General features: G+C 67.3%; 26 protein-coding genes and 1 pseudogene. 10 read left to right on the top strand and 17 right to left on the bottom strand.

The window, feature by feature from the left end; genetic code table 11:
* Positions 1–155: 155 nt before the first annotated feature.
* Both ABQE44_RS12160 and surE read left to right on the top strand, forming a co-directional pair.
* Entirely contained in the window at positions 156–1,070 is a 915-nt protein-coding gene (locus tag ABQE44_RS12160; RefSeq protein ID WP_448430212.1) for a 1-phosphofructokinase family hexose kinase, read from the top strand.
* 13 nt (positions 1,071–1,083) lie between these two features.
* The gene (gene surE, locus ABQE44_RS12155) at positions 1,084–1,917 is read left to right on the top strand and encodes a 5'/3'-nucleotidase SurE (RefSeq protein ID WP_448429987.1); all 834 of its coding nucleotides are present in this window, start codon (positions 1,084–1,086) and stop codon (positions 1,915–1,917) included.
* Here the strand turns inward: surE and ABQE44_RS12150 are convergent.
* From ABQE44_RS12150 to ABQE44_RS12125, 6 genes are all read right to left on the bottom strand, one after another.
* Positions 1,854–2,471, bottom strand: a complete 618-nt coding sequence (locus ABQE44_RS12150) for a TenA family protein (RefSeq protein WP_448429985.1) — start codon at positions 2,469–2,471, stop codon at positions 1,854–1,856. The two genes, surE and ABQE44_RS12150, sit on opposite strands and share 64 nt — an antisense overlap.
* Before the next feature lie 36 nt (positions 2,472–2,507).
* Positions 2,508–3,140 carry a heme-binding beta-barrel domain-containing protein gene (locus tag ABQE44_RS12145; protein WP_448391597.1) on the bottom strand — a complete coding sequence of 211 codons (633 nt, stop codon included), beginning with the start codon at positions 3,138–3,140 and terminating at the stop codon, positions 2,508–2,510.
* 14 nt (positions 3,141–3,154) lie between these two features.
* Positions 3,155–3,586: a Fur family transcriptional regulator gene (locus ABQE44_RS12140; RefSeq protein WP_448392008.1), complete on the bottom strand. Its 432-nt coding sequence runs from the start codon at positions 3,584–3,586 to the stop codon at positions 3,155–3,157.
* A gap of 101 nt (positions 3,587–3,687) precedes the next feature.
* A complete protein-coding gene (locus ABQE44_RS12135; RefSeq protein ID WP_448429983.1) occupies positions 3,688–4,152 on the bottom strand; it encodes a MarR family winged helix-turn-helix transcriptional regulator in 465 nt (154 codons plus the stop codon).
* A gap of 42 nt (positions 4,153–4,194) precedes the next feature.
* Positions 4,195–5,337, bottom strand: a complete 1,143-nt coding sequence (locus ABQE44_RS12130) for an AI-2E family transporter (protein ID WP_448429981.1) — start codon at positions 5,335–5,337, stop codon at positions 4,195–4,197.
* 44 nt (positions 5,338–5,381) lie between these two features.
* Positions 5,382–6,062, bottom strand: a complete 681-nt coding sequence (locus ABQE44_RS12125) for an SDR family oxidoreductase (protein ID WP_448429979.1) — start codon at positions 6,060–6,062, stop codon at positions 5,382–5,384.
* Positions 6,063–6,176: 114 nt separating this feature from the next.
* Between ABQE44_RS12125 and ABQE44_RS12120 the strand changes: the two genes are divergently transcribed.
* Complete coding sequence (locus ABQE44_RS12120; RefSeq protein ID WP_448429977.1) at positions 6,177–6,722, top strand: TetR/AcrR family transcriptional regulator; 546 nt, start codon at positions 6,177–6,179, stop codon at positions 6,720–6,722.
* Here the strand turns inward: ABQE44_RS12120 and ABQE44_RS12115 are convergent.
* From ABQE44_RS12115 to ABQE44_RS12090, 6 genes are all read right to left on the bottom strand, one after another.
* Positions 6,719–7,477 (bottom strand): SCO6745 family protein, encoded by a 759-nt coding sequence (locus ABQE44_RS12115; protein ID WP_448429975.1) that lies wholly within the window; start codon positions 7,475–7,477, stop codon positions 6,719–6,721. The genes ABQE44_RS12120 and ABQE44_RS12115 overlap by 4 nt on opposite strands.
* 105 nt (positions 7,478–7,582) lie before the next feature.
* Positions 7,583–9,010 (bottom strand): RNA-guided endonuclease InsQ/TnpB family protein, encoded by a 1,428-nt coding sequence (locus tag ABQE44_RS12110; protein ID WP_448391591.1) that lies wholly within the window; start codon positions 9,008–9,010, stop codon positions 7,583–7,585.
* A gap of 290 nt (positions 9,011–9,300) precedes the next feature.
* On the bottom strand, positions 9,301–10,230 hold the full coding sequence (locus ABQE44_RS12105; RefSeq protein ID WP_448429973.1) for a M56 family metallopeptidase: 930 nt from the start codon (positions 10,228–10,230) through the stop codon (positions 9,301–9,303).
* The gene (locus ABQE44_RS12100; RefSeq protein ID WP_448391589.1) at positions 10,227–10,601 is read right to left on the bottom strand and encodes a BlaI/MecI/CopY family transcriptional regulator; all 375 of its coding nucleotides are present in this window, start codon (positions 10,599–10,601) and stop codon (positions 10,227–10,229) included. The genes ABQE44_RS12105 and ABQE44_RS12100 overlap by 4 nt, the downstream gene beginning before the upstream one ends.
* Positions 10,602–10,696: 95 nt before the next feature.
* Complete coding sequence (locus ABQE44_RS12095; RefSeq protein ID WP_448391588.1) at positions 10,697–11,596, bottom strand: cytochrome c biogenesis CcdA family protein; 900 nt, start codon at positions 11,594–11,596, stop codon at positions 10,697–10,699.
* On the bottom strand, positions 11,596–12,330 hold the full coding sequence (locus ABQE44_RS12090; RefSeq protein ID WP_448391587.1) for a DsbA family protein: 735 nt from the start codon (positions 12,328–12,330) through the stop codon (positions 11,596–11,598). Before ABQE44_RS12090 ends, ABQE44_RS12095 begins: the two co-directional genes overlap by 1 nt.
* 107 nt (positions 12,331–12,437) lie before the next feature.
* Between ABQE44_RS12090 and ABQE44_RS12085 the strand changes: the two genes are divergently transcribed.
* Together ABQE44_RS12085 and ABQE44_RS12080 are read left to right on the top strand one after the other, a co-directional pair.
* Positions 12,438–13,685: a L,D-transpeptidase gene (locus ABQE44_RS12085; protein ID WP_448430210.1), complete on the top strand. Its 1,248-nt coding sequence runs from the start codon at positions 12,438–12,440 to the stop codon at positions 13,683–13,685.
* A gap of 28 nt (positions 13,686–13,713) precedes the next feature.
* On the top strand, positions 13,714–14,199 hold the full coding sequence (locus tag ABQE44_RS12080) for a hypothetical protein (protein ID WP_448429971.1): 486 nt from the start codon (positions 13,714–13,716) through the stop codon (positions 14,197–14,199).
* Here ABQE44_RS12080 and ABQE44_RS12075 read toward each other — a convergent pair.
* From ABQE44_RS12075 to ABQE44_RS12065, 3 genes and pseudogenes are all read right to left on the bottom strand, one after another.
* Positions 14,168–14,656 carry an SRPBCC family protein gene (locus ABQE44_RS12075; protein ID WP_448429969.1) on the bottom strand — a complete coding sequence of 163 codons (489 nt, stop codon included), beginning with the start codon at positions 14,654–14,656 and terminating at the stop codon, positions 14,168–14,170. The two genes, ABQE44_RS12080 and ABQE44_RS12075, sit on opposite strands and share 32 nt — an antisense overlap.
* Before the next feature lie 2 nt (positions 14,657–14,658).
* On the bottom strand, positions 14,659–14,991 hold the full coding sequence (locus tag ABQE44_RS12070; protein WP_448429967.1) for an ArsR/SmtB family transcription factor: 333 nt from the start codon (positions 14,989–14,991) through the stop codon (positions 14,659–14,661).
* 71 nt (positions 14,992–15,062) lie between these two features.
* A pseudogene (locus tag ABQE44_RS12065) lies at positions 15,063–15,140 on the bottom strand (hypothetical protein); the annotation flags it as partial.
* A gap of 67 nt (positions 15,141–15,207) precedes the next feature.
* Here ABQE44_RS12065 and ABQE44_RS12060 point away from each other — a divergent pair.
* Both ABQE44_RS12060 and ABQE44_RS12055 read left to right on the top strand, forming a co-directional pair.
* On the top strand, positions 15,208–16,698 hold the full coding sequence (locus ABQE44_RS12060) for a carotenoid oxygenase family protein (RefSeq protein ID WP_448429965.1): 1,491 nt from the start codon (positions 15,208–15,210) through the stop codon (positions 16,696–16,698).
* Between the two features lie 32 nt (positions 16,699–16,730).
* The gene (locus ABQE44_RS12055; protein WP_448430208.1) at positions 16,731–17,612 is read left to right on the top strand and encodes a winged helix-turn-helix transcriptional regulator; all 882 of its coding nucleotides are present in this window, start codon (positions 16,731–16,733) and stop codon (positions 17,610–17,612) included.
* On the opposite strand, the gene ABQE44_RS12050 is transcribed toward ABQE44_RS12055, so the two are convergent.
* A complete protein-coding gene (locus tag ABQE44_RS12050; RefSeq protein WP_448429963.1) occupies positions 17,602–18,990 on the bottom strand; it encodes an oxygenase MpaB family protein in 1,389 nt (462 codons plus the stop codon). The two genes, ABQE44_RS12055 and ABQE44_RS12050, sit on opposite strands and share 11 nt — an antisense overlap.
* 181 nt (positions 18,991–19,171) lie before the next feature.
* Between ABQE44_RS12050 and ABQE44_RS12045 the strand changes: the two genes are divergently transcribed.
* The 3 genes from ABQE44_RS12045 to ABQE44_RS12035 all read left to right on the top strand — a co-directional run bounded on the left by ABQE44_RS12045 (position 19,172) and on the right by ABQE44_RS12035 (position 24,311).
* Positions 19,172–21,214 carry a toprim domain-containing protein gene (locus tag ABQE44_RS12045; protein WP_448429961.1) on the top strand — a complete coding sequence of 681 codons (2,043 nt, stop codon included), beginning with the start codon at positions 19,172–19,174 and terminating at the stop codon, positions 21,212–21,214.
* Between the two features lie 16 nt (positions 21,215–21,230).
* The gene (locus tag ABQE44_RS12040) at positions 21,231–23,372 is read left to right on the top strand and encodes a DNA gyrase subunit A (RefSeq protein WP_448429959.1); all 2,142 of its coding nucleotides are present in this window, start codon (positions 21,231–21,233) and stop codon (positions 23,370–23,372) included.
* Positions 23,373–23,543: 171 nt separating this feature from the next.
* Complete coding sequence (locus ABQE44_RS12035; RefSeq protein WP_448429957.1) at positions 23,544–24,311, top strand: DUF1906 domain-containing protein; 768 nt, start codon at positions 23,544–23,546, stop codon at positions 24,309–24,311.
* A gap of 8 nt (positions 24,312–24,319) precedes the next feature.
* On the opposite strand, the gene ABQE44_RS12030 is transcribed toward ABQE44_RS12035, so the two are convergent.
* The gene (locus tag ABQE44_RS12030) at positions 24,320–25,438 is read right to left on the bottom strand and encodes a coiled-coil domain-containing protein (protein ID WP_448430206.1); all 1,119 of its coding nucleotides are present in this window, start codon (positions 25,436–25,438) and stop codon (positions 24,320–24,322) included.
* Between the last annotated feature and the right edge of the window lie 117 nt (positions 25,439–25,555).

Here is a 25,555-nt window from a genome sequence, read left to right as displayed (position 1 = left end):
CGAACATGCCCTGAGGTCAGGGCATCAACGGGCTCCTTCGCGCGATCGCCGAGTGCGACCGCCCCGGACGGGGTACCCCGTCACCCGTGACGGACACGGAGTCCCGCGGGGATGAACCCGACGACAACGCCGCCGGAGCGGGCAGCCGGGACGCGGTGGTCATCTTCGCGCCCCTTCCTGTTCTCACCGTGACCATCGAGGACCGCTCCGGGGAAGCCGACATCCACGTCCACGCCGGGGGCCAGGGGGTGTGGCAGTCGCGGATGATGTCCTCGCTGGGCGTTCCGGTGGTGCTGTGTTCGGCCCTCGGCGGGGAGACCGGCGACGTGCTCAGCCACCTGCTGCCCATGCGCGACATCACGGTGCAGACGGTGCCGGTCAGCGCGCGCAACGGAGCGTATGTGCACGACCGGCGTACGGGCAAAAGGGAAGTCATCGCCGAAGCGGCCGGCAGCCCCCTTGACCGACACGAGCTCGACTCGCTCTACGAGCTCACCCTGACCGAGGGCCTGACCCACGGCCGGGTCCTGTTGTCCGGACCACAGGGCGACCGGGTGGTGCCCGCCGACCTCTACCGGCGCCTGTCCACCGATCTGAGCGCCAACGGCTGCAAGGTGGCCGCCGACCTCGCCGGCGAGCGGCTCGAGGCGGTGCTGGCCGGCGAACCGGACCTCGTCAAGGTCAGCCACGAGGAGCTGCTCGAGGACGGCCGGGCCAAGTCCGACAAGCCTGCCGACCTGGTCAATGCCATGCGCGCGATGCGCGACGAAGGCGCGTGCGCCGTCGTCGTGTCGCGATCCGGCGACGCTCCGGCCCTGGCCCTGCTCGATGACGACGACGTCGTCGAGGTCGTGATGCCGACGTTGGAGCCGGCCGATTCCGCGGGCGCGGGGGACTCGATGACCGCGGGCATCGTTGCCGCGCTGGCGAGCGGTCGCCCGCTGCGCCGGGCGTTGCAGATCGGTGCGGCCTGCGGGGCGCTCAACGTCGTGCGCCACGGGCTGGGCACGGGCGGCGGGCAGGCCGTCGAAACGCTTGCCGAACGGGTCGCGCTGCGGCCGTGGAAGTAAAGGAGTACGACACGTGCCACGCGCCCTGGTGACCAACGACGACGGGATCGACTCCCCCGGTCTGCACGCGCTGGTGGGGGCAGCCCAGAAGGCGGGCCTTGAGGTGATCGTGGCCGCGCCGGCCGAGCAGGCCAGCGGTGCGAGCGCGGCGCTGACGGCGGTGCGCCGCGACGACCGCACGGTTGTCGAACCGCGTGAGCTGCCCCGTTTCGACGGCGTCGAGGCATGGGCGGTGCACGCCCAGCCCGGGCATATCGTCGCCGCAGCGCTCAACGGCTGGTTCGACCCGCGCCCGGAGCTGGTGCTGTCCGGAATCAACCACGGCGCCAACGTCGGACGGGCCATCCTGCACTCCGGCACCGTCGGCGCGGCGCTCACCGCGAAGATCAGCGACACCCGCGCGCTGGCGGTGTCGCTGGACGTCGCGCTGCACCCGACCGGTGAGCGGCACTGGGACACCGCCGCCGGCCTGCTGGCACCGGTGCTCGATCTGTTGCTCGACGCGCCCGACGGTACGGTGCTGTCGCTGAACGTCCCCGATCGACCCGCTGACCTGGTGGGCGCGATCCGTTATGCGCGGCTGGCGCGCGGCGGCGCGGTGCAGACCCGGGTCGAGGAGGTCCGTGGCGGGGACGTGCGCCTCGCGGAGGTCGAGGTGTCCGATAAGCCGGAGGAGGACACCGACAGCGCGCTGCTGGACGCCGGGCACCCGACGCTCACCGAGCTGCGCTCCGTCGAGGCCGACGACGGCGATATCGTGCGGCGATGGCTGACGTCGCGACCTCAGGATCCCGGCTTGAGCGCCGCGTCGAAGAACGCCAACTCCAGCCGCATCGCCCGCCGGTAAGCCACGCGCGCGGCATCGACGTCGTTCGCGTGCTGGTCGAGCAGCCGCTCCAGCAGCGCCGCCACCTCCTCGAAGTCGGGATCGGCGTAGGTCTGCACCCACTGCGCGTACGGCCCGGCGGTGCCGGCGTCCAGCGTGGTGCCGATGTGGGCGTAGAGCCGCATGCACGGGGTCATCGCCGCGCACACCACGCCGATATCACTGGTGGCCGCGGTGGCCAGGAGGAACTCGGTGTAGGCCAGCGTCGCCGGGGCAGGCTCGACACCGGCCATCTCGATACCCCAGGACGCCGCATAGGACGCGTGCAACCCGAGTTCCTCACGCACGCCGGCGAGCAGATCGGCGAACGTCAGCAGCGTAGCCGTGTCCGAACTGCGAGCGAGGGCCAAACCGTAAGCGCGGGCGAAGGATTCGAGAAAGAACGCGTCCTGGGCGATGTAGCCGGCGAACAGGTTGCGGTCCAGCGAGCCGTCGCCGATACCGCGCACGAACGGGTTGGCCAGCACCTCGGCCACCACGTCGTCGTTTTCCGTCCACAATTGAGCTGCCAACATGCCCCGGACTCTAGCCCGGTGGCGCCAGCGGTGGGTCTAGGCCGTGATCCGCATTTCGCTACCCGGGTGGTAGCGCTTGACCCGGCGCAGGGTGTTTCGGTCGGTGTGGTGCATCTCCCCGCCGATGGCGGCAAGTCGCAGCACCAGATCCGAGGTGTAGCTGAACGTGTCGTCGTCGTCGAACGTGAAACTGCTGGTGAAGCCGGTGATCTCGGCGCGATCGAGTAGATAGCGGTTCTGCAGGATGCCGTAGCAGGGGTCACCGGGTGTGGCGTTGAAATGCAGCATGCGGTCGCCGACGGCGGCGTCGCCGCCGGCCAGGATTGCGATGCCCCGGCCGAAGACCACATTGCGAATCACCTGACCGTTGGCCTTGTCCCAGAGCAGGAAGCCGATCTCGTCGTGGAAGGGGTCCATGGCCTCTTCCCCGTGGCGCCAGGCCGTCATCGAGTAGTTGAGGCCCCAGAGCACCTGTTGGCCGTTCTCCTGAACCGGGATGGGCTTGAAAACGGCCCGCTCGAAATAGGTTGTCTCGCCGGTTTCGTCGTCGTGGTTGTGGTAGCTCAGATCGACACCGGCGTCGCCCTCCCACTCGCCGACCAGCGGCGTCAGCGGCCCAAGCTTCTGCGGGCCCCGGACAGCGGTGCGTTCGAGTGTTTGCGCGTTCATCTGCAATGCTCCATTCAATTGGCGGTTTCAGTTGAAACAGTTCGGCATTCCGGGCACCGGCCCCAGAAGGTCACCTCGGCCTCGTCGATGCAGAAGCTCTGGTCGTCGCTGGCCTGCAGACACGGCACTTCGCCTGTTGCGCAGGCGATGTCGACGATCGCTGCGCAGCTTCGGCAAACCAGGTGGTGATGGTTGTCGCCGGTCTCGACCTCGAAGAGCGTCCGCGAGCCCGCCGGCTCCACCCGCCGCAATATCCCCACCTTGGTCAGGGCATGTACCACGTCGTAGATCGCCTGGGTCGACACCTTGCCCAGCCGCTGCCGGACGCCGACGGTGATCGTCTCGACGTCGGCGTGCGGGTTGTTCGCCAGTTCGGCGAGCACCGCTAGGCGCGGCCGGGTCACTCGGAGGCCGGCGGCGCGGAGTTTGTCCTCGGCGCTTCGCATCTGATCCTCGATTCTGGAGTTCGTCAAGATTAACCTGAGCTATTGTCTTGCGCAAGACAAGTCTTGCGTGTTGCAAGAACGTGTGATGATGCGGGTATGTGTCAGTACGGGATCCGCGGATCTTCGGGTGCGTCCAGCACGTCATGCAGCCGCTCCAACGCGGCGATGCACTGGGCTCGCTCGTCGGGACTGAGCCGATCCAACGCCTTCTTGAGCTCACGGCGCCGCCGTGTCTCCACCTTCCTCACCAACCGACGGCCCTCATCGGTGAGGGCGAGTACGACGGCGCTGCGGTTGGCGGTGTCGGGACGGCGCACCAGGTGACCCGACGCGTCGAGCCGATCGACCAAACGGGTGATCGATGAACCACCGACGCCGAGCACCTGGGCACATCGGGTGGCTCCCGCCTCACCGAGGGCGTCGAGCACCCGCAGCAGCCGAAATTGTGGCAGTGAGACTTCCAGGTCTTCGACACTGCGCAGGGCCACCCCGACGAGATCGCTGGTGGCAAGCTGAACGGCCGCTAACTCACGCACCGTCGAATCCGTCGGCTTCTTGCTCACCACGTCGCGAGTATCGCACGCACGATGCGGCCGAACTCGGCGTGCTCAACGGGCTCCGGTATCCGCGCCGGCGGCCTCGTCCTCCACCCGCAGGTCGATCTGCTCACTGAGGTAGCGGATGATGACCGCCAGCATCGCGGTCGTCGGAACGGCGAGGAACGCGCCGACGATCCCGAACAACGCACCGCCGGCGGTCACCGCCAGCAGGATCACCGCGGCGTGCAACTTCATGACGCGGCTCTGCAGAAAAGGCTGCAGCACATTGCCTTCGATCTGCTGCACCGCGATGATGACGGCGAGCACCAGCAACGCATTGACAAAACCGTTGGCCACCAACGCAATCAGCACGGCGAGCGCCCCGGCCACGAAAGCGCCGACGAACGGCACGAACGCTCCGATGAAGGTCAGCACCGCCAGCGCCGGAGCCAGGGGCACACCGAGAATCAGCAGCCCCGCGCCGATGAACACCGCGTCGATCAACGCCACCCCGGCCTGTGCGCGGATGAAGCCGCCGAGGTTGTCCCACATCCGGGTGAGCACCGCGTCGAGGTGTCGCCCCGCGCGACGACCGGTGAGCCCGGTCAGCCAGGGCACGAACTTGCGACCGTCTTTGAGGACGAAGAACGACAGCACGACGGTCAGGACCAGGGTCACCAGGACGCTGCCGACCGTGCTCACACCGCTGACGACCCCTGTCGCGATCGCCGAGGAGGATTCCCGCATCGCGTTCACCAGTGATTCGACGAAGCGGTCCAACTGTTGCTGCTGCAAGTTGATCGGCGGGCCTGCGATCCACTCCTGCAGCCTGTCGATGCCCGCGGTCGCCTGGTCGACCAGTGCCGGCATCTGGTCCAGCAGCGGAGGAACGATCAGCGCAATGAGGCCCGACGCGATCGCCAGGAACAGCACGAGCGTGGTCAGCGCCGCGGCCGCCGGCGGCATACCGACACGGTCCATCAGGACCCGCGCCGGCGGCCACAGCACGGTACAGAGCACGACCGCCAGTAGCACCGGCAGGAAGATCACCCACAGCTTCGCTGCCACCCAGCCGAGTACCACCGCACCAGCGGCGATCGCCACGATGACCACCGACCACTTCGCCGCCGACAGCGCGCCGCTTGCGAGCAGCGTTCCGCGATCCGGCCTGGGCCCGGAGTCGTCGGAGCTGGGTTGACCCACGCGCGTCACTTACCCCGACGCCTCGGATCGAAAACGGCAGGAACGTGGCCTGACTAGACCGTGAACCCGCCGTCGACGTTCCAGTTGGCACCGGTCACGTACCCGGATTCCGGACCCGCCAGAAAGCTCACGATGGCGGCGACGTCGCTGACATGCCCGTAGCGGCCGAGCGGCATCAACTTCTTGGCCCCCTCGGAGAAGTCACTGCCGTTGTCGGGATTGGCATCGGTGTCGATGGGGCCCGGCTGCACGTTGTTGACGGTGATGCCGCGTGTGCCGAGATCGCGTGCCAGGCCGCGGGTGAACGAGGCGACGGCGCCTTTGGTCATGCCGTACACCGAAAACCCCGGCAGCGGAATCTGATCGGCGTTGATGCTGCCGATGTTGACCGCCACCAGACGGTCGAACTCCTCGCCCGGAAACTCGTCGATCGGTGCCATATGGGCGACGGCGGCGTTGTTCACCAGCACGTCCAGCCCGCCGAGTTCGGCGACGGTCTGCTCGACGGCGGCGGTGACCTGCGCGGGATCGGCGGCGTCCGCCTGGATCGCGACGGCGCGGCCGCCGTGTTCGGCGACTTCGGCGACGAGTTTCTCGGCTTCGGTCGCTGAGGCCGAGTACGTGAAGGCGACCGCGGCGCCGTCAGCTGTCAGTCGCCGTACTGTCTCCGCGCCTATCCCGCGGGAACCTCCAGTGACCAACGCGCGCCGACCGGTCAGGGGTGCTGTGCTCATTTCGGGGCCTTCCTCAGAGTTACGAACCGATATGTTCCTTAGTACGCTCAGGTCAAGACATTAGGCTGCGGGGATATTCCCGGTTTTCGGGATCGCAGAGAGGAGGCCCGGGCCATGGCGGTGGGACGGCCGCGGGAGTTCGACCCCGATGCGGTGGTGGACGCGGCGATGAAGCTGTTTTGGGCGCGCGGCTTCGACGGCGTCTCGATCTCCGACGTCACCGCCGCAACGGGGGTCAACCGCCGCGGCATCTACGCCGAGTTCGGGTCCAAGAAACAGTTGTACGCGCGGGCCGTCGAGCGTTACCACACCGGACCCGGAGGTTATCTGGTTGAGGCGCTCACCCTGCCGACCGCGCGCGGTGTCGCCGAGGCGGCGCTGCACGGCGCCGCCGACACCGTCAGCACCGGACCGCGCGGATGCCTCACGGTCGACGACGGCCCGGGGCTGGCCGAAATGCGCGAGGACACCGTGCAATTGATCGCCCAACGGTTCGACGAGGCGGTCGCGGACGGCGAACTGTCCGGTGTCGACACCATGGTGTTGGCGCGCTGGCTGGCCGCGGTGTGCCAGGGCATCGCCGTCCAGGCGCGAAGCGGGGCGAGCCGCGCGGATTTGCACGCCCTGGTCGAACGGGCACTGGCGGGCTGGCCCAGCTAGTTTGCGGCGTTGGCCTTGAGCGTCACCAGCGCGTCGGTGCTGAGCCGGGCCAGCTCCTGGGCTTCGGCGACGTCGTAAGCGGCGTCGAACAACTCCGTCATCCGCCGGTTGGTCAGGTTTTCGACCTCGTCGTAGCGGTCCTTCTTATCGGCGCCGTCGGCATACGGTTCGGGCCACCCGAACATCGCGGCGTACTGAGCGCCCTTGTTGAGCATGTGCGCCTCGATCGGGGCGATACCGGAGATGGTGAGCGCGTTGAAGTGCACCCCGGCCCGCAGCTCCCGCAGCACGAACATCACCTGCAACGCGCGTGCCGGGGCGTCGTCGGCCAACGGCATCGCGCGCCATCCGGCATACAGCGGCAGCCCAGCGGCCGGCGTCGAGGCGATCAGCTTCTCCCCCAGTTCGGCGACGCGCTGCAGACCCGTCGCACCGGTGAGGTACTTGCGCGCGAACCCGGCGGCCTGTTCCCAATAGCGTTGCGCCGCACCGGCGGCGCCGTCGACCGCGCGGCCCTCGTCCCACAGCGCCGCCAAACCGGTGGGTTCGAACACGGCGAACACCGCCGCGACCGTGGCGCCGGTGGTCTCACCCAGCACACCACCGCGGCCGGCGACGTATCCGGCGAACGGGTTCGCGTAGCCGGCGGCAGCGCTCTCGCCGAACGTCTCCGGATGCAACATGAAAACCGCGACCGCTTGCTCCATCGCGGTTCCGGTTTCGGCGGCGGCGTCAAACATGTCGGTGGTGCGCATGGCGAATCCTTCCTCTTCCGTCATCGCGGGTGGTCCGATGGACGAGACTAAAGCGTGTCGAACAACTCTGGTGTTCGGCGCCGCCCTTCTCGGGCGTCCGTTGGTTCAGGCCGCGGGTGCGGTGTGAACGTCGGTTCCCGCGTCATTCGGGCTGGTTTCACCAACACGAGGGTGTTGGTCAGCGCCGTCCCGTCGGCGGACATTGGTGGCCCGGCCTCCTGCTTGGGGGTCCGGGGATCGATAAGGGTCGTGAAGGGCCTGGCCCCAACGGGCCAGATTGGTCGCCGCGTTGGTGTCTCTGTCGGCGGTATGCCCGCAACCGCAGGTGAACACCCGATCGGCCAGTGTCATCGCCCTGTCGACTACCCCGCATTGGGGGCACAGGCGCGTCGAGGGGTACCAGCGGTCGGCTTGGACGAGCTGCCCGCCGCGCCAGGCCTGCTTGTAGCGCAGCATCCGGGCGAACTCTGACCAGCCGGCATCGGAAATGGCGCGAGCCAACCGATGATTACGCAGCATTCCCGCCACGTTGAGGTTCTCGATGACGAGCCGGTCGTGGGTCTTGACCAGCTCGCCGGATACCTGATGCAGAAAATGGCGGCGCACATTGGCGACACGATGGTGATGCCGACCCAGCCGGGCCGCGGCATCCTTGCGGTTATGTGATCCTTTCCTCTTACGCGACAACGACCTCGCCAACCGCCGTTGCTGTTGCATGCCGGCGGCTAACGCTTTGGGCGCGTCGCTGATGCGGGCGACCTCGGTGCCCTCGGCGGTGGCGGCGACCAGAAACGCCGACAGGCCGCGGTCCACACCCACCCAGCCGCCACCATCGTCAGGGCGGGTCGGATGTTGGTGGTCGGGGTGCAGGTCAGCGGCCTGCACGTTCAGCGAGATCCACCACCGGCCGCCGTGGTGGCTGATGGTGGCGAACAGGATTTTCGCCCGGCACTTGGCGAGCATGCGGCGCAACCGGCGGGTGTCGTCATGCACCCCGACCAATCCGATGCCAGGCAGCGTGACTGAGCGTGGGCGATTATTGTCGCCGATGCGGATGGCCGGCGGTTTGCCTTGCCGATGTTTATTGCGTAGCCGAAACGATGGGATGCCCCCATTCTTCTTCTTGAAGCGCGGGAACCCGACCCGCTTGCCTTTACGCTTTCCCGATCGCGAATCAGACCACGCTTTCAGGCCTTTACCGAGGTCGACGGCGGCTTCCTCGAACACCTGCTGGCACACCGCACGCCGCCAGGGCAGTCCGGTCACCAGCAGCGCGGCCTCACCGTGGGCATCGACGGTGAAGACCCGCCCGGCGTCCTCGGTTTTCTTCCACGCGTTGAACGCATTGATCAGATCAAACCCCGTCCACGGCACCTCAACACCAGCATCGGTCTTGCGCCCGGTGAGCGCGGATTTCACGATCACAAGGCACTGGTTGAACGCGAACCGCGACGCCCCGGCATGCCGTGCCAGCACCTCGTACTGCTCGACCGTGGGGTCCAGACAGAAGCGGAATGTGGTGTGCCGACTCATCACCCGTCAACGTTCCACAGCCCACCGACAAATCCCTGGCCCGTCGGAACGCACCAGGGACTGGATCAACCACTGCCGCCGAATCGATCGTCAGTATGAAAACCACCCTGCAAGCACACGAACGCTTCGTCCAGCACAGCCAAATTGCTACCGGTCAGCAGGCTCGACCGCAGCCGGTTGTTCGACACGCTCTAGGCGTGTTCCGGACATGAAAAAACCCGCCGCCACAGCGGGCTGCGCGACGGCGGGTCCTCTTACTCTCGACGTGCGGTCGACTAGCCGCCCGACGCTCAGAGGCCGCAGAACGCAAACGCCACCGCCGGGGCGGTGAGGGTGGCGAGGACAAACACCGACATCGCCACCTCCTGCGGTCGGCGCGACCGGTTCGTCGACTGCGTGAGTCGAACCACGCGGTCGATGACGGCGGTGCCTGCTGCGGCCAACGCCCCTTCGGGAACGCGGTGCCGGGTGCTCAACGCGACCAGGCTGGCGACCAGCGGCGCGCGGCCGTGTGTGCGGCTGGCGGCATCGTCGGCGCACATTTCGAGCAGGGGCGGCACCGCCTGGGCTGCGGTGCGCATCAGCGGCAACTTCGGCAGCGCCGCGGCGAGGGCGTTCAAGAGCGCAATGACGTGGTGGTGGTGTCCACGCAGGTGCGCGCGCTCATGGGCGAGCACTGCGGCCAGCCCGGCCGGGTTCAGCAGGTCCAGCGCTGCGGTGCTGACGACGATCGCGCTTCGCCGTCCGCCGGAGACGCAATACGCAACGGGCTGCTCCGCGCTGACGGCGACGACGCCGGCGTGGTCGGTCGGCCGGCCGATGATCCGCACCGCTTCGGCGTGCTCGCGGTTGCGGCGGCGTGTTCTGGCCAGCGCCACGATCACGCGTCGCGCGGTCTCAACGGCCACCCCGGCGGTGAGCGCGAGGAGGCCGGCGACCAACATCGTCGCGAGTGCGGGTGGCAGCAATACAGCCCCGGTGATGCCGAGTGTTTCGACGCAGAAGGTCACCGCGGCGCCGGTGAGCAGGCTCGTCGCGGCGCTGACGATCAGAATGGCCAGGGCCGATACCCACGCGATCGATGCGGTGGCGACCGTCGCCAGCCAGGCGGCGACCGACAGCCGAGGATGCAACCCATTGATGCGGCGGCTGGTGAGCAGCGCAGGCGCCAGCCAACTCAGGACCACTGCATAGGCGATCAGGAACGTGACCGCGTTCATGTGGACTCGCCTTCCGCCGCGCGCTGAAGCACCTGCCGCAGCTTCGCGGATTCGTCGTCGGCCATCTGTTCGAGGAAGAAGTTGAGGATGAGCTCGCTGTCACCGCCGGATTCGAACACGGTCCGCATCAGCTTCGCGGAGTGCTCTTCACGGCTCATGATCGGCACGTACTGGTAGGCCAGGCCGACCTTCTCCCGTGACAGCCAGCCCTTGCGAAACAGGTTGTCCATCGTGGACATCACGGTGGTGTAGGCGATCTGCCGCCTGGCGGCCAGCTCGTCATGCACGCTGCGCACCGTGGACGGCTCCGACCTGGACCACAGCACGTCCATCACGACGGCTTCCAGGTCGCCGAATCCCCTGATTGCCACGTCTAACACCACCCGTACCGTTGTGCCGTCATGCCGTCCCGCCGCGGCTCATGGGCCCGGCCATGCCCAACCTACTTAGCGCGATAGTAGCTCTGTCACCCAACGGATGCGCCTTCCCGCCGCCGCTGACCGGAATCGGATTCCGTCGAGTTCGGATCCGCAGGACCGGTGCGAGCCTGGGTGCGGCGATGCCAAAGCCGGTAGCCGCGCCAGGCGATGAGTGCCAGGACGACGCCGAGAATCACGACCGGATCACCCGCGGTGGCCGACAGGCGACCCAGCCATGCCTGTAGGTCGTAGGTCGCGTCGACGGTCAGCACACCGCCGAGATTGGCTGTGCCGTCGGTGAAGATGAACACCGCGCCGATCGCGACCAGGATGAGCCCGGCGATAAGCGATGTGGTGTGCGTCTGTACCGGACCCACCCGGACCGGGCGGCCCCGCAGCGCGGTGCGGTTGGCCAGCCCGAAGCGGTCCCACAACCAGGCGAGCAGGAACAGCGGTGCGGCCATGCCCATGGCGTAAACCGCCATCAGCACCGAACCGTAGACCGGGTCGGCGCCCATCGCCGACATCGTGAGCACCGCCCCCAGTAGCGGACCAGCGCAGAAACCGGCCAGCGCGTAGACCGCTCCGAGCGCGAGGACCGACAGCGTGCTGGAGATCTTGATCCGGTCCGTCAACCGCTGTATGCCGGGTACTTGGAACCCCTTGCCTAGCAACGTCATCAGGCCGAAGCTGACCAGGACCAGGCCGCCGATCAGCGTGACTTCGCTGCGGTAGCGGGTGACGGCACTGCCCACGAACCCCAGACCGGCGCCCATCGGCATCAACACCAGACACAGCCCGATCCAGAAGACGAAGGTCCGGCGCATCAGCAGGTGCACCCGGTCGAACGCGTAGGCGAAGAACGACGGTAGGAGCAGCGCCGAACACGGGCTCAGCAGCGAAGCCAACCCGCCAAGGAACGCGCCGAGCAAACCGATGCCGCTCATCAGTTGTTCAACGCTTCGGTGATCTCGCGCACGAACTCGTCGGTGGGTTGTGCGCCGAGCAACGGGACGTCGTTGATCAGAAACGCCGGAGTGCTGGGGACGCCGATGCGGTTACCTTGCGCCAAGTCGGCGTTGATGGCGTCGTCGAAGTCGGTTCCGCGCATTCCGGCGACGAACCGGTCGATATCGGCGACGCCGGCCTGCTCGGCGAAGCCGATCAGCGCATCTTCGCTCAGGTCGGCTTTCGCTCGATCCGGTGATGCCGCGTACACCGCCTCGTTGAACTCCCAGAACTTCCCCTGTTCGGCGGCTGCCCGTCCGGCCCGAGCGGCCAGCTTCGACTCTTCGCCGAAGATCGGGAAGTCACGCCACTCAATGCGAAGGGTGCCGTCCTCGACGAAGCGCTCCACGAGTTCGGGTTGGGTGTCGCGGCTGAACTTGGCACAAAACGGGCAGCGGTAGTCGGAGAACATCACCATTGCGACGGGGGCGTCGGGATCTCCGAGCGCGAACGGGTCGCCGTCCTGCCGGCGTTCCACCGGGGCGACGCCGGATTCGGTGGCGGGTTCGTCGGGGCTGGCTGCAATCGAGGTCGGCGCAGCCCCCGCGGCCGGACCAGCGACGTCGGTGTCGGCATCCATCACCAGATAAAGGATCAGCGCCACCGCGACGACGACGAGACCACCGAGAAATATGAGGTCCTTACCGACGTTGTCTCGCCGCGAACCGCTCACTGTCCACCTCCGTGCTAGCGTTCTACGTATCTACTGCGTAGGTACGTAGGAATTTGTAGCACACCTACCGCAGCAATGCGATCGGGAGAGGGAGGCCGCAAGTGGGGATCGGTCCGCACCAGAAGCGGTTGCAGTGGTCAGCGGGTGTGGCGCTCGTCATCACCCTCGTCGTTGCGATCGGTTGGCTGCAGATTCGTTCGGGTTCCGGAGAAGCCAACACCGTTGCCATGTCGACACCGCCGCCGGCGGTGCCCGCGTCCGTCACGATCGCGCCCCCGCCGCAGGCGACCGGGATCAACCCCCTGAGCGGCGTACGGGTCAGCGCCAGCACCGGAACCCTCACCGGCGTCACGCTTGTCGATGACACCGGCGAGGCGGTGCCGGCTTCGGCGGACTCGGATAGCCGCACCTGGACTGCCGGCGCACCGCTCGAGTACGGCCGCACCTACACCGTTACCGTGTCGAGTTCCGGCCCCACCGGAATACCCGCCACCCAAACCTCGACGTTCACGACGCTGACACCGCAGGAGCAGACGCGGGTCACCTTCACCACCACCTCGGGAGCCGCGTTGGCCGACGGCGGCACTTACGGTGTCGGCACCGTCGTCGTGGCGCGCTTCGACGAGTCGGTACCCGATCGCGCCGCCGCCGAGGAGCGCTTGTCGGTCACCACCGTGCCCGCTGTCGAGGGCTCTTGGTACTGGATGGACGACCGCCGTGCGCACTGGCGTCCGAAGGACTACTACCGCCCCGGCACCGAAATCACCGCACGCGCAAACATTTACGGCGCACATCTGGGCGACGGGCGCTACGGCGAGCAGTCCAGCCACGCCTCGTTCCGCATCGGGGATTCGCACGTGTCGATCGCCGACGACGCGACCAAGCAGATCAGCGTGTACGAGAACGGGGAACTGGTGCGCACGATTCCCACATCCATGGGCATGGGCGGCTCGGAGACCATCGGCGGAAAGAAGATCTCCTTCTGGACGCAGCCCGGGGTGTACACAGTGATGGGCAAGGCCGAGTCGGTCGTCATGGACTCTTCGACGTATGGCCTGCCGGTCGACTCGGCCGAGGGCTACCGCACGACGGTCAACTACGCCGTCCGCCTCACCAGCAGCGGGATTTATGTCCATGAGCTGGAAAGCACCGTGTGGGCCCAGGGGAACACCAACGTGTCGCACGGATGCCTGAACGTCAACGCCGATCATGCCCGTTGGTTCTACGAATTCTCCCGTCCCGGCGATGTTTTCGAGGTACGCAACACCAAGGGCGACCCGTTGCCGATTTGGCAGAACGGGGACTGGAGCGTGTCCTGGGACGAATGGTTGGCCGGCAGTGCGCTGCGGAGCTGAACGGGATCGAACGCAGGAAGGCCGCGCGATGCAAGTGACGAAGAGGCACGCCCAAGGGCTGCTGGCTGGGGTGGTCGCCGTCGTGGTGATCGCCGTGCCCACCGACATCATCGACACGCCGTTGTTCAGTCGAGACGTGCCCGTGCGGTGGTGGGAATATCCGGTGCTGATCGCGACCGGTGTGCTGACGGCGGTGTGGTTCGCGATCGGAGGTGCGCGGCGCAACACCGGGTCAATGGCCTCCGGGCTCGCGTTGGTGACGTTCGCCGTGGGATGCCCGGTCTGCAACAAACTCGTCTTGCTCGCAGTCGGGGCGTCCGGCGCGCTCAGCCTCTGGGCGCCCCTGCAACCGATGCTGGCGGGGTTCTCGTTGGCGTTGCTGACGGTCCTGGTCGTACTGCGGTGGCGACGCCGGCCCTGCGTGTCCGGAGTCGAATGCTCCGGAACCCCCACGCCACAAGGGGTTCCGGAGCCGGACGGTATCAGCTCGCGAGCAATTCGTCGATCTGGTTGATCGCCTGCCTCGAGCCTTCTTCGACGCCCATCTCGAGCACCTTCTGCAGCCCTTCGGCCGACGCGTACGTGCTGACGTAGGTGACCCTGGTGGCCCCGTTGTCGATCGGCTCGAACGTGTAGACGCTGTGCGCGACGGGCATATCGCCCGCCGGCTTGAGGTCATCGTCGGCGAAGCCGTCTTCGAAACTGAAGCTGCGTGGCTCGTCGACGGCGGTGACCTTCCAGTAACCACCGAACTTCTCGCCTTCGGGGCCGGTCATGTAGTAGGTGACCGTGCCACCCGGTGTGAGTGCATGCTCTACCACGGTCGCCGGATAGCCCGGCGGACCCCAGATCTTCTCGAGCTGGCGCGGGTCGGCGTAGATCTGCCAAATCCGCTCGACGGGCGCCGCGAACTCCGCGGTGATCGTCAGGGTGAGGTCGTCGATGTTCTTGCTGATGTCGGTGACAGGCATGGTTATTCCTCGTTGAGTAGGTCGTCGATGCGAGCGATGCGGCCACGCCAGACGTCTTCGAGCTCGGTGAGCATCGAGGCGACTGAACGCACCGCCTCCACCTCGCCGCTCGCCAATTGCTCTCGCCCTTGGCGACGCTTGGAGATCAGGCCTGCCTTCTCCAGCACGGCGACGTGCTTTTGCACTGCGGCGAAGCTCATGTCGTACATCTCCGCGAGTGCGGTGACCGAATGTTCCCCGGCCAGTACCCGGCGCAGGATGTCGCGCCGAGTCCGGTCGGCCAGGGCGTGGAAGAACGCGTCCGCCCGTTCCTCGTCCTGATCGGTCACGCCCATAATATACAACCGATCGGTTGTAGATTGTCAATCGGAGGTTCTCGTGACGGTGACCGGCACCGGGCATTCCTGCGCCACGACTCGCCTGGTCCGGTCAGCCCGATGTGATCGATGGCGAGGTACTCGCTGAGCGTGAAGCAGTCGTGGATCTACACGTCCGTCATATGACTATGGTTCAGTTGACAGAGTCACTCTGTCAACTGTAGCTTGCGCGATATGCGGGTACGACTGCTGGATACCTGGACCTCGACGCTGCCGAGCGACGACGACCATCCCTATCGGACCGGTCCGTGGCGGCCCCAGGTGAACGAGTGGAGCGCCGACGACCTCGACGTCGTCGCAGGCGAGGTGCCCGCCGATCTGGACGGGATGTATCTGCGCAACACCGAGAATCCGTTGCACCCAGCCGCCACGGCCTACCACCCGTTCGACGGCGACGGCATGATCCACATCGTCGAGTTCGGCAACGGAAAAGCGCACTACCGCAACAGGTTCGTGCGCACCGACGGCCTGCTCGCCGAGAACGAGGCCGGTGCGGCGCTGTGGGCGGGGTTCATCGAGATGCCCGCGGCCGCCAGACGCGCCGACGGGTGGGGTGCGCGTACCCGCATGAAGGACGCGTCGAGCACCGACGTCGTCGTGCACCGCGGCGTGGCGCTGACCAGTTTCTACATGTGCGGTGACCTCTACCAGATCGATCCTCACACCGCCGACACCGTCGGCAAGGAGACCTGGCACGGCGCCTTTCCGGCGTGGGGCGTCTCGGCGCACCCCAAGGTCGATCCCGTCACCGGCGAACTGCTGTTCTTCAGCTACCGCAAGGAGGCGCCCTACCTGCGCTACGGGGTCGTCGACAAGGACGCCAACCTCGTGCACCACACCGACGTTGAACTGCCGGGCCCGCGGATGCCGCACGACATGGCGTTCACCGAGAACTACGTGATTCTCAACGACTTCCCGCTGTTCTGGGAGCCTTCGCTGCTCAAGCGCGACATTCACGCACCGGTCTTTCACCCCGACCTGCCGTCGCGGTTCGCCGTGCTGCCCCGCCGCGGCGACCAGTCGCAGGTGCGCTGGTTCGAAGCCGCACCCACCTACGCGCTGCACTTCGTAAACGCATTCGAAGACGGCGACGAAATCGTGCTCGACGGGTTCTTCCAAGACAACCCGACACCGTCGACGGAAGGCGCTCGGTCGTTGGAGGAGGCGTCGTTCCGCTACCTCGCGCTCGACGGCTTTCAGTCCCATCTGCACCGCTGGCGCTTCAACCTGACCACCGGCGCCACCTCCGAAGAGCGGATCAGTGACAACTTCACTGAGTTCGGCATGCTCAACGGCGATTTTCAGACCCGGCCGTACCGCTACGTCTATGCCGCGACCGGTAAGCCCGGGTGGTTCCTGTTCGACGGCCTGGTCAAGCACGACCTGCTCACCGGAACCGAGGAGCGGTTCATGTTCGGCGACGGGGTGTTCGGCAGCGAAACCGCGATGGCGCCGCGACCCGGCGGCGGCGCGGAGGATAACGGCTACCTTGTCACGCTCACCACCGACATGAACGACGACGCGTCCTACTGCCTGGTGTTCGATGCCGCCCGCGTCGGCAACGGACCGGTTTGCACCCTGCGGTTGCCTGAACGCATCTGCAGCGGAACGCATTCCACCTGGGTGGCCGGCGAGGAGTTACGCCGCTGGCCACGGCGCCAGTGACAGCGTCCGGCGACCTGAACGCCGTCGCGCGGATGCTCGCCCTGCTGGGCGACGAGTGGACCCTGCTGATCGTGCGCGAATCTCTGCTAGGCGCACGGCGTTTCACCGACTTCGCGGCGCTGCCCATCTCCAACGCCGTGCTCACCAGCCGACTGCGCACGCTGGTCGACGACGGGCTGCTGGAACGTCGTATCTACCAGGCGCAGCCACCACGCGCCGACTACCACCCCACCGAACCCTGCCAGGCGCTGTGGCCGGTGCTGGTGTCGATATGGCATTGGGAACGCACCTGGGTGGACACCCATACCTCGTCGCTGCCTGACATGCGCCACCAAGGATGTGGTCACGACTTCTCACCGGTGCTGCGCTGCGGGAACTGCCGGCGGCCGGCCGGGCCGGACGACATCGATTGCCGGTGGGGGCCCGACGGCGGTTGGCAGCGCTCTGTTCCACAGGCAGCGACGCGCCGCCGCATCCGCGGTGACGCAGCGGCCGAAGCCGGCCTCTTCCCGCACACCATGGCGATCTTCGGGAACCGGTGGGCATCGGCCGTCGTCGGGGCGGCCTTTCTCGGAACGCGCCGGTTCAGCGACTTCCAGAGCCGACTGTCGGCACCAGCGGCAGTGGTGGCCGACCGGTTGCGGGTGTTCTGCGACATCGGCGTCCTGCAGGCGACCGCCCACCCCCAGCGCGCCGACTGGTCCGAATACCACCTCACAGCCAAAGGGTTGGCGTTCTTTCCCGTCGTCGCCACCGCAATCCAGTGGGGTGAGCGCTATCTCGGCTCTCCGGATACCCCGGCGTTGATCCTCGGCCACACCGAGTGCGCGCAGCCGTTCATTCCGGAGTTGGCCTGCGATCAGTGCGGGCAGGCCCTGGCCGGCAGCGCCGTCGAGGTGGTCGCTAGCCGGTGAAGCTCTCGCCCTTTGTCGATTGGTCATGGCTGGTGTAGGTCAGCGGAATCTGCCGATTCTTGGCGATTTTGTTCAGCATCGCGATCCGCTCGCGCGCGGCCGCGCCGGTCCTCTTTCTGTGCTCGCGAATGGGGTTGGACCACGGCAGCTTGTCGGCCACCATCGCGATGCGGACGTTGAGTTTGGCGATCTCCTTGAAGATCCGGATACGGCGCTCGTAGTTGTAGCCCAGCGGCTCGAAGAAGCTGCCGGCCACCATCGCCTCGATCTGCTGACACCCGAACACCGCGCCCGCCGGAACCAGCGCGAGGGTTGCGGTGAGCTGGTTGGCGTGCCGAGCCACCAACTTCTTGACGACGCCGGGAAGGGCGTCGGTCAGGGTCGTCAGGTGCGCGGGACCTGCGATCGCGTCGACGAGTTCGGCGCGCCACGGCGACGGGTTGCCGCCCCTGGCCAGCACGTAGTTCAACGACTTGACCAGCTCCAGACCGGTCGGGGAGTAGAGCCGCTCCGGCGCGCCCCACAACCGTCCCGAGTACGACGAGTACTCGGCAAGGTCCTCGAGTTCCTGGTGGGTCAACTTGCGTCCGAACGCGTGGTCGACGAGCCGTCCGAGCAGCATCCCACTGCCGAAGCCGAGCAGTGACGTCACCGGAATTGGCTCGCCGAACTTGAGATAGACGTCGTCACCCCATTTCCGGCGCAACCCACGGCTGGCCAGCCCGTGCATCAACCGCACCCGAATCACATCCTGGAAGGCGTCCGAGTGCCGGTCGAAGATGTCGGGCAGGGTGAACTCCGCGAACACCCGTGCGGTTTCGATGAAGCGCCGCGGACCGTCGTCGGCGAAGCGACCGGTGGCTCCGGTGGATGCGGAGATGTCTCCGGTCATCGCCGTCTCGTAGAACGCCCACCCCTGGATGATCATGGTGGCCGTCTTGGTGGCCGACATCGCCAGCATGCGGCCGCGTTCGGCGGCCTCGAGGTCGAACTGGCTCGGCAGCTGCTCGAGGTGTTCGAAGAATTCGACGAACTCCCGGGGCGGATCCTCGAGCGAGTCGATGCCCTGAGTCAGCGCCTGTTCGTAGAGTGCGCGGCCCTTCTCGTAGCCGAGGCGCTCGAACGCGTCGACCACCCCGACGATGTACTCGTCGCCCTGCCAAAAGTAGTCGTCGCGCAGCCGCGTGAGTTCGTTGGGTTCGACCTCTTTGTCGATGTCGATCCACTGGCCGAACATGAACTCGCGCATCTGACGCCACTGCGCGGCGAAATGGTCACGGCCCGGCGGGATCGGCCGCAACGGCCGGTCCGGATGATCCCGCCGGTTGAATTCGACGTCGTCCAGCTGGATTTTCGGACGCTCCCCAGTCACCGTCATGCAGCTAAACCCACCCTCCGGAAAACAGGACACTGATCCGGACGCTATCTCACGAGCCAGCTGATGTGAATGGCGGTTCCGCACTCTCCCCGCCCAGGGCGGCGCGGGCAGCGCGGAATTGTCGGTGCCAGCGTCTACGATTCCTGCGGCCCCTGTCCGAAGCAAGATATAAGGACCAGCAGTGAGTTACACCGCCGCCGACATCACCGAGCTCGATGATGTCCAGCACACCCGTCTGCGGCCGGCGGTGAACCTGGGGCTCGACGTGCTCAACACCGCGTTGCGTGAGCTCATCGACAACGCCATCGAAGAGGTCGCCGAGCCCGGCCACGGTGGCTCCACCGTGACGATCACCCTGCACGCCGACGGATCCGTCAGCGTCACCGACGACGGTCGCGGTCTGCCGGTCGACACCGATGCGACGACGAAGAAGAACGGCATCGTAAAGACGCTGGGCACCGCGCGGGCCGGCGGGAAATTCTCCGAGCACACCGACGCGACCAGCACCGGCGCCGGTCTCAACGGCATCGGCGCCGCGGCGACGGTATTCATTTCGGCCCGCACCGACGTCACGGTGCACCGCGCCGGCAAGACCTATCTGCAGAGCTTCGGCCGCGGCTATCCCGGGACGTTCGAGGGCGCCGGGAGCCGCGGGTTCGACCCCGACGCGCCGTTCACCCGCAACGACACCCAGAAGCTGCGCGGCACCGGCAACCGCAAGCCCGATCTGCACGGCACCACGGTGCGGATCCTGTTCGACCCGGCCGTCGTCGCCGATTCCACCATCGACATCGGCGAGGTACTGCTGCGCGCGCACGCCGCGGCCCGGATGTCGCCGGGTGTGCACCTGGTCGTCACCGACGAGGGCTGGCCCGGGGACGAAGTTCCGCCGGCGCTGCTCGAACCGTTCGACGGCCCGTGGGGCACCGACACCCTGCTGGACCTGATGTGCACGGCGGCCGGGGCGCCCGCGCCGGAGGTGCGCGCGGTGGTGGAGGGCCACGGCGAGTACACCACCGGTCGCGGCCCGACGCCGTTTCGTTGGTCGTTGACCGCGGGCCCGGCCGAACCGGCGACGGTGGCCGCCTTCTGCAACACGGTGCGCACCCCCGGCGGCGGATCGCACCTGACGGCTACCGTCAAGGGCCTTTCTGAGGCGCTCGCCGACCGGGCGTCGCGGATGCGAGATCTGGGCCTGGCCAAGGGTGAGGACGGCCCGGAGCCACAGGATTTCGCGGCGGTCACCGCCCTTGCCGTGGACACCCGCGCGCCGGATGTCGGCTGGGACTCGCAGGCCAAGACCGCGGTCTCGTCGCGGTCGCTGAACGTCGCGATGGCCCCGGATGTCGCGCGCAGCGTCACCGTCTGGGCTGCCAACCCCGCCAACAGCGACACCGTGACCTTGTGGACCAAGCTGGCCCTGGAGGCCGCCCGGGCGCGACGCAGCGCAGAAGGGGCCAAAGCGCGGTCCCGCGCCGCCTCGAAGGCCAAGGGGCTGGGCACAAACCTGTCGCTGCCGCCCAAACTGCTCCCCAGCCGCGAGACCGGGCGAGGATCGGGCGCGGAGTTGTTCCTGTGTGAGGGTGATTCGGCGCTGGGCACCATCAAGGCCGCGCGCGACGCCACCTTCCAGGCCGCGTTCCCACTGAAAGGCAAGCCGCCCAACGTCTACGGGTTTGCGCTGTCCAAGGCGCGGGGCAAAGACGAGTTCGACGCGATCGAACGCATTCTGGGCTGCGGCGTACGTGACAGCTGCGACCCCGAATTGTGCCGCTACGACCGGATCCTGTTCGCCTCCGACGCCGACCCCGACGGCGGCAACATCAACTCCAGCCTGATCTCGATGTTCCTCGACTTCTACCGACCGCTGGTCGAGGCCGGCATGGTGTACGTGACGCTGCCGCCGCTGTTCGTCGTCAAGGACGGCCAGCAGCGGATCTACTGCCAGGACGAATCCGAGCGCGACGCCGCGGTGGCCAAGCTCAAGGAGACGTCGAGGCGCAAGGTGGAGGTGCAGCGCAATAAGGGTCTCGGCGAGATGGACGCCGATGACTTCTGGAACACCGTGCTGGATCCTCAGCGGCGCACGGTAATTCGCGTCCACCCCGACGACGGTGAAAACAAGTTGCACCACACGTTGTTCGGCGGGCCGCCCGAGGGTCGGCGCACGTGGATGGCCGAGATCGCCGCCCGCGTCGACACCAATTCCCTCGACCTCGACTAAGACATAGGCAGACACTGTGACCGCCACCCTGGAAATCCCCGAACAGAATCCGGACCTCGTCCGCGACCAGAGCGCCGACGACTACTGGAACCTCTACCAGCTGACCTTCGCGCTCTACAGCGTCAGTGACCGCGCGATCCCGTCGGCCTACGACGGTCTGAAGCCGGGTCAGCGCCGGCTGCTCTACCAGATGCACGAGTCCAAACTGCAGCCCGGCAACAAGCCGCAGAAGTCGTCGAAGATCTGCTCCGCGGTCACCGGCAACCTGCACCCGCACGGCGGCACCTCGATGTACGGCGCGGCGGCGCTGATGGCCGCCGACTTCCAGCGCGTGAAAGTCATTGACGGACAGGGCGCTTTCCCCCGTATCCAGGGCGATATCCCGGCCGCCGACCGCTACACCGAGATGCGGTTATCCGCAGCCGGTGCCGCGTTGACCGCCGAGCTCGACAGCCACGCCGTGCCGATGACGTCGACCTTCGACGGTGAATGGATCGAGCCCACCGTGCTGCCGGCCCAGTGGCCGGTGCTGCTGTGCAATGGCGCTGTCGGCATCGCCGAGGGGTGGGCCACCAAGGTGCCTGCCCACAACCCTCGCGAGATCATGGCTGCCTGCCGCGCGCTGCTGAAGACCCCGAATATGACCGATGACCGTCTGGTGAAGCTGATTCCCGGACCGGACTGGGGTTCCGGCGCCAGCGTGGTCGGCACGGCAGGTCTGCGGGAATACATCACCACCGGCCGGGGCCACTTCACCGTGCGCGGCACGGTGAGCGTCGAGGGCAAGAACTGCATCATCACCGAGCTGCCGCCCGGTATCGCGAGTAACACTGTGCAGGAACGCATCCGGGCCCTGGTGGACTCCGGCGAGCTGTCCGGCGTCGCCGACATGTCGGATTTGACCGACCGCCGCAACGGGCTGCGAATCGTCGTCACCGCCAAACGCGGCCACGACGCCGAGAAGATCCGCGAGCAGCTGCTGGCCCTCACCCCGCTGGAGTCGACGTTCGCCGCCAGCCTCGTCGCGCTCGACGAGAACCGGGTCCCGCGGTGGTGGTCGGTGCGCGAGTTGATCGCCGCGTTCCTGTCGCTGCGCGATTCGGTGGTGCTGCACCGCAGCGAGTACCGGCTGGAAAAGGTGACCGCGCGACGCCATCTGGTGGCCGGCTTGATGACCATCCACCTGGATATTGATGCTGCCGTCGCGGTGATTCGGAGCTCCGAAACCGTCGACGAAGCGCGTCAGGGACTACAGGACCGGTTCACGATCGACGCCGTGCAGGCCGATTACGTGCTGGCGCTGCAGCTGCGCCGGCTGACCAAGCTCGACGTCATCGAACTGCGGGCCGAGGCTGAGCGGCTCGATCAGGAGTTCGTCGATCTCACTGAGCTGGTGTCGAATCCGGATGCCCGGCGGAAGGTCATCGATAAGGAATTGGTCGAGACCGCGAAGCTGTTCAAGGGCCCGGAGTTCGACCGGCGCACCGTGTTGGACTTCGAGGCCGCCCCGGTCACCGCCAACGGCGGCGGCGACGACGGGCCCCGTGAGCGCAAGGTCAACACGGCCTGGCGGCTCGACGAGCGAGGGGTGTTCTCCGACAGCCACGGTGAGTTGCTCACCTCCGGGCTGGGCTGGGCGGTGTGGGCCGACGGCCGGGTGAAGTTCACCACCGGTGCAGGCCTGCCGTACAAGATCCGCGACATCCCGGTGGCGCCGGACATCACGACGCTGCTGCGCTCAGGCGTGCTGCCCGCAGATTGCCATCTGGCGCTGGTGACCCGGCGCGGCAAGATCCTGCGCATCGACCCGGCCGCGGTGAACCCGCAGGGCGTGGCCGGCAACGGCGTGGCGGGCGTGAAGCTGGCCGGTGACGGCGACGAGGTGATTGCCGCGCTGCCCCTGTCGTGCGGCAACGAGGAGGCCATCCTGTCGGTATCCGAAAAAGGCTGGAAGGTAACGGAAGTGCCGGACATTCCGGTCAAGGGCCGCGGCGGCGCCGGGGTCGGATTCCACCCGTTCGTGCGTGGCGAGAACGCGCTGCGTTCGGCGACGGTCTCACCGAACGGTTTTATGCGGGGCAAGCGGCGGGTGCCTGCCGAGAAGCGCGCGAAGGCCTCGATCAAGGGCTCGGGTTCGAACGTGACCCCGGTGGAGTAGCTGGCGGTGCCGAATGTGAGCTTGTGCGCGACGTTTTCGAAGATTTGTGGATATAAGCTCACGTTGGACCGCGGTTGAGCCGCACTCGAGTTCTGCAACAAAACGACTACAAACCGGAATCGCCGACGCTCATCACGCTGTTCACGGCTGCCACTTTGGTAACTTCACGCCGTGCAGGTATCCCGCCGTGACGCGCTGCGCTATGCCGCTGCGGCGTCCGCACTGGTCGGTCTCGGTGCCGCCGCGGGTACGCACGCGCCTGCGGCTAGGGCCGCCGCTCCGACGTTGATCGACTTCGCCATGCGCCAGATTCCGGCGGAAGCCATCAAAGCCGCGGGCCACGCCGGGGTTATCAACTACGTTTCGACGTCACGGCCCGGCTCCAACTTCGGCGCCAAGCCGATCACGCTGCCCTACGCCAAGTCGCTGACCGCGGCCGGTCTGGTGATCGTCAGCAACTACCAATACGGCAAGCCCGGCGGGACGGCGCCGTCGGACTTCACCCGCGGATACGCCGGTGGCGTCGCCGACGCGAAAACCGCTTGGCACCTGCACACCGCCGCCGGTGGCGGCCGCACCGCACCGATCTTTTTCAGCGTCGACGACGACATCGACCGCCAGGCTTGGAACGACCTGGCACTGCCCTGGTTTCGCGGCATCAACTCGGTCATCGGTGTGCTGCGCACCGGCATCTACGCCGGCATCCGGCCGTGTCAGTGGGCCGCCGCCGACGGCGTCATCGGCAAGTCAAAAACGCCGGGGCGCGTCTGGGCGTGGCAGACCCGGTCATGGTCGAACGGACAGATCTTCCCCGGTGCGGTGCTCTACCAGCGCATCATCGACACCGCCTCGAACCCGGGACCGGTGGTCGGCGGCAGCCGCGTCGACGTCAACGATGTGCTGGCCCAGGACTGCGGCCAGTGGAACTTCCATCCCTGACCGGACAGTCAGCGCGGCAACGTCGTGATGTGCACGTGGTCGAAGTGGCCGTAACCCGACCCTCGCGGACCCGCCGGCGTGTAATAAGTGCCTCGCCAGATCACATCCTGTAGGCCGAACCGGCCCGCATTGGCCATCGCGAACGCAAGGATTTCGTTGCCCAGCGCGATGCCCTCGGGGCTGCTGTGGTTGGGGATCATGATGTCGATCGCCAAGCCCCGCGGATGCCACGGCTTGGAATCCGGCCGGACCCCGTCGATATTCGCGATCTGCGGAAACCGTGCGCTGATGGCCCGGGCCGCCAGAACGGTGTTCCGCTGTAGGCCGGCCTCGTTCGCGACGCCGACGGGCAGCGCCTCGGGGATGTCGATCTGGGCAGCGGCCAGCGACGGCACCGGGTCGGCGGGAGGCTGGCCGGGCATCGCGACGATCGCCGGGTCTGCCGGAGGGGGCGTACTGGGCGGCGGCGGCGGGACCGCGTTGTCGACCGCCGCTTGCTGTTGCGGGGTCAGCGCGGAGTACTGCGCCTCGGCGGCGGCGATCTGGCGCAACAACTCGTTCCATTTGGCCTCCAGGTCCGCGCGCACCGCGGCGGCATGCTCGGCCGCGGCGCGGGCCTCGGCGGCCGATTTCTCCGACGCCTGGGCCGCGGCGGCCGCGCGCTCCTGCGCCGCCCGGAAGTTCTTCATCTGATCGGTCGTCGTGGCGGCAACCACCCGGTGTACCGACAGCCGGTCGATCAGGTGCTGCGGCGAGGCGGCGGTCAACACCGTCGCCATCTCACCGTCGCGGCCACCCATGTAGTTCATCGCCGCGATCCGGTCGACCGCCGCCTGGAAGGGCGCGAGCTGGGAGTTCGCCGCGGCAAGGGCGTCGAGGTCGGCGCGGTGGCGGTCTTCGGCCGCCTGCTGGGCGGCCAGTCGGGCGTCGACGTCGCGTTGCGCGGCGGTGACGGCCTCACGAGTCTGCACCGCCTGGCTGGACAATTCGTTGAGCTCGGCCAGTGCGTCGGCCGCCGGGTCGGCCGCCACATTGACCATCGAGACGCCCATCGAAAGCACGAGCACCATGACGGCGGCCGTCGCACCACACACTGTTCGCCGAAGTGAATGACGCACCCCGGTCATCTGGATAGCCACGATCCTTCGCTGCAAGGACCGGTCTCGGCCCAGCTTCTACTACGTCCCGAGACAGGGTACGAACTGGTCGTGACGGTGTCCACCCGTGCCCTGCGGACCGCGTCG

The sequence above is a fragment of the Mycolicibacterium sp. XJ2546 genome (assembly GCF_053483195.1).
Note: the sequence above shows the minus strand (reverse complement) of the source record. Positions and strands in the feature narration are given on the sequence as shown.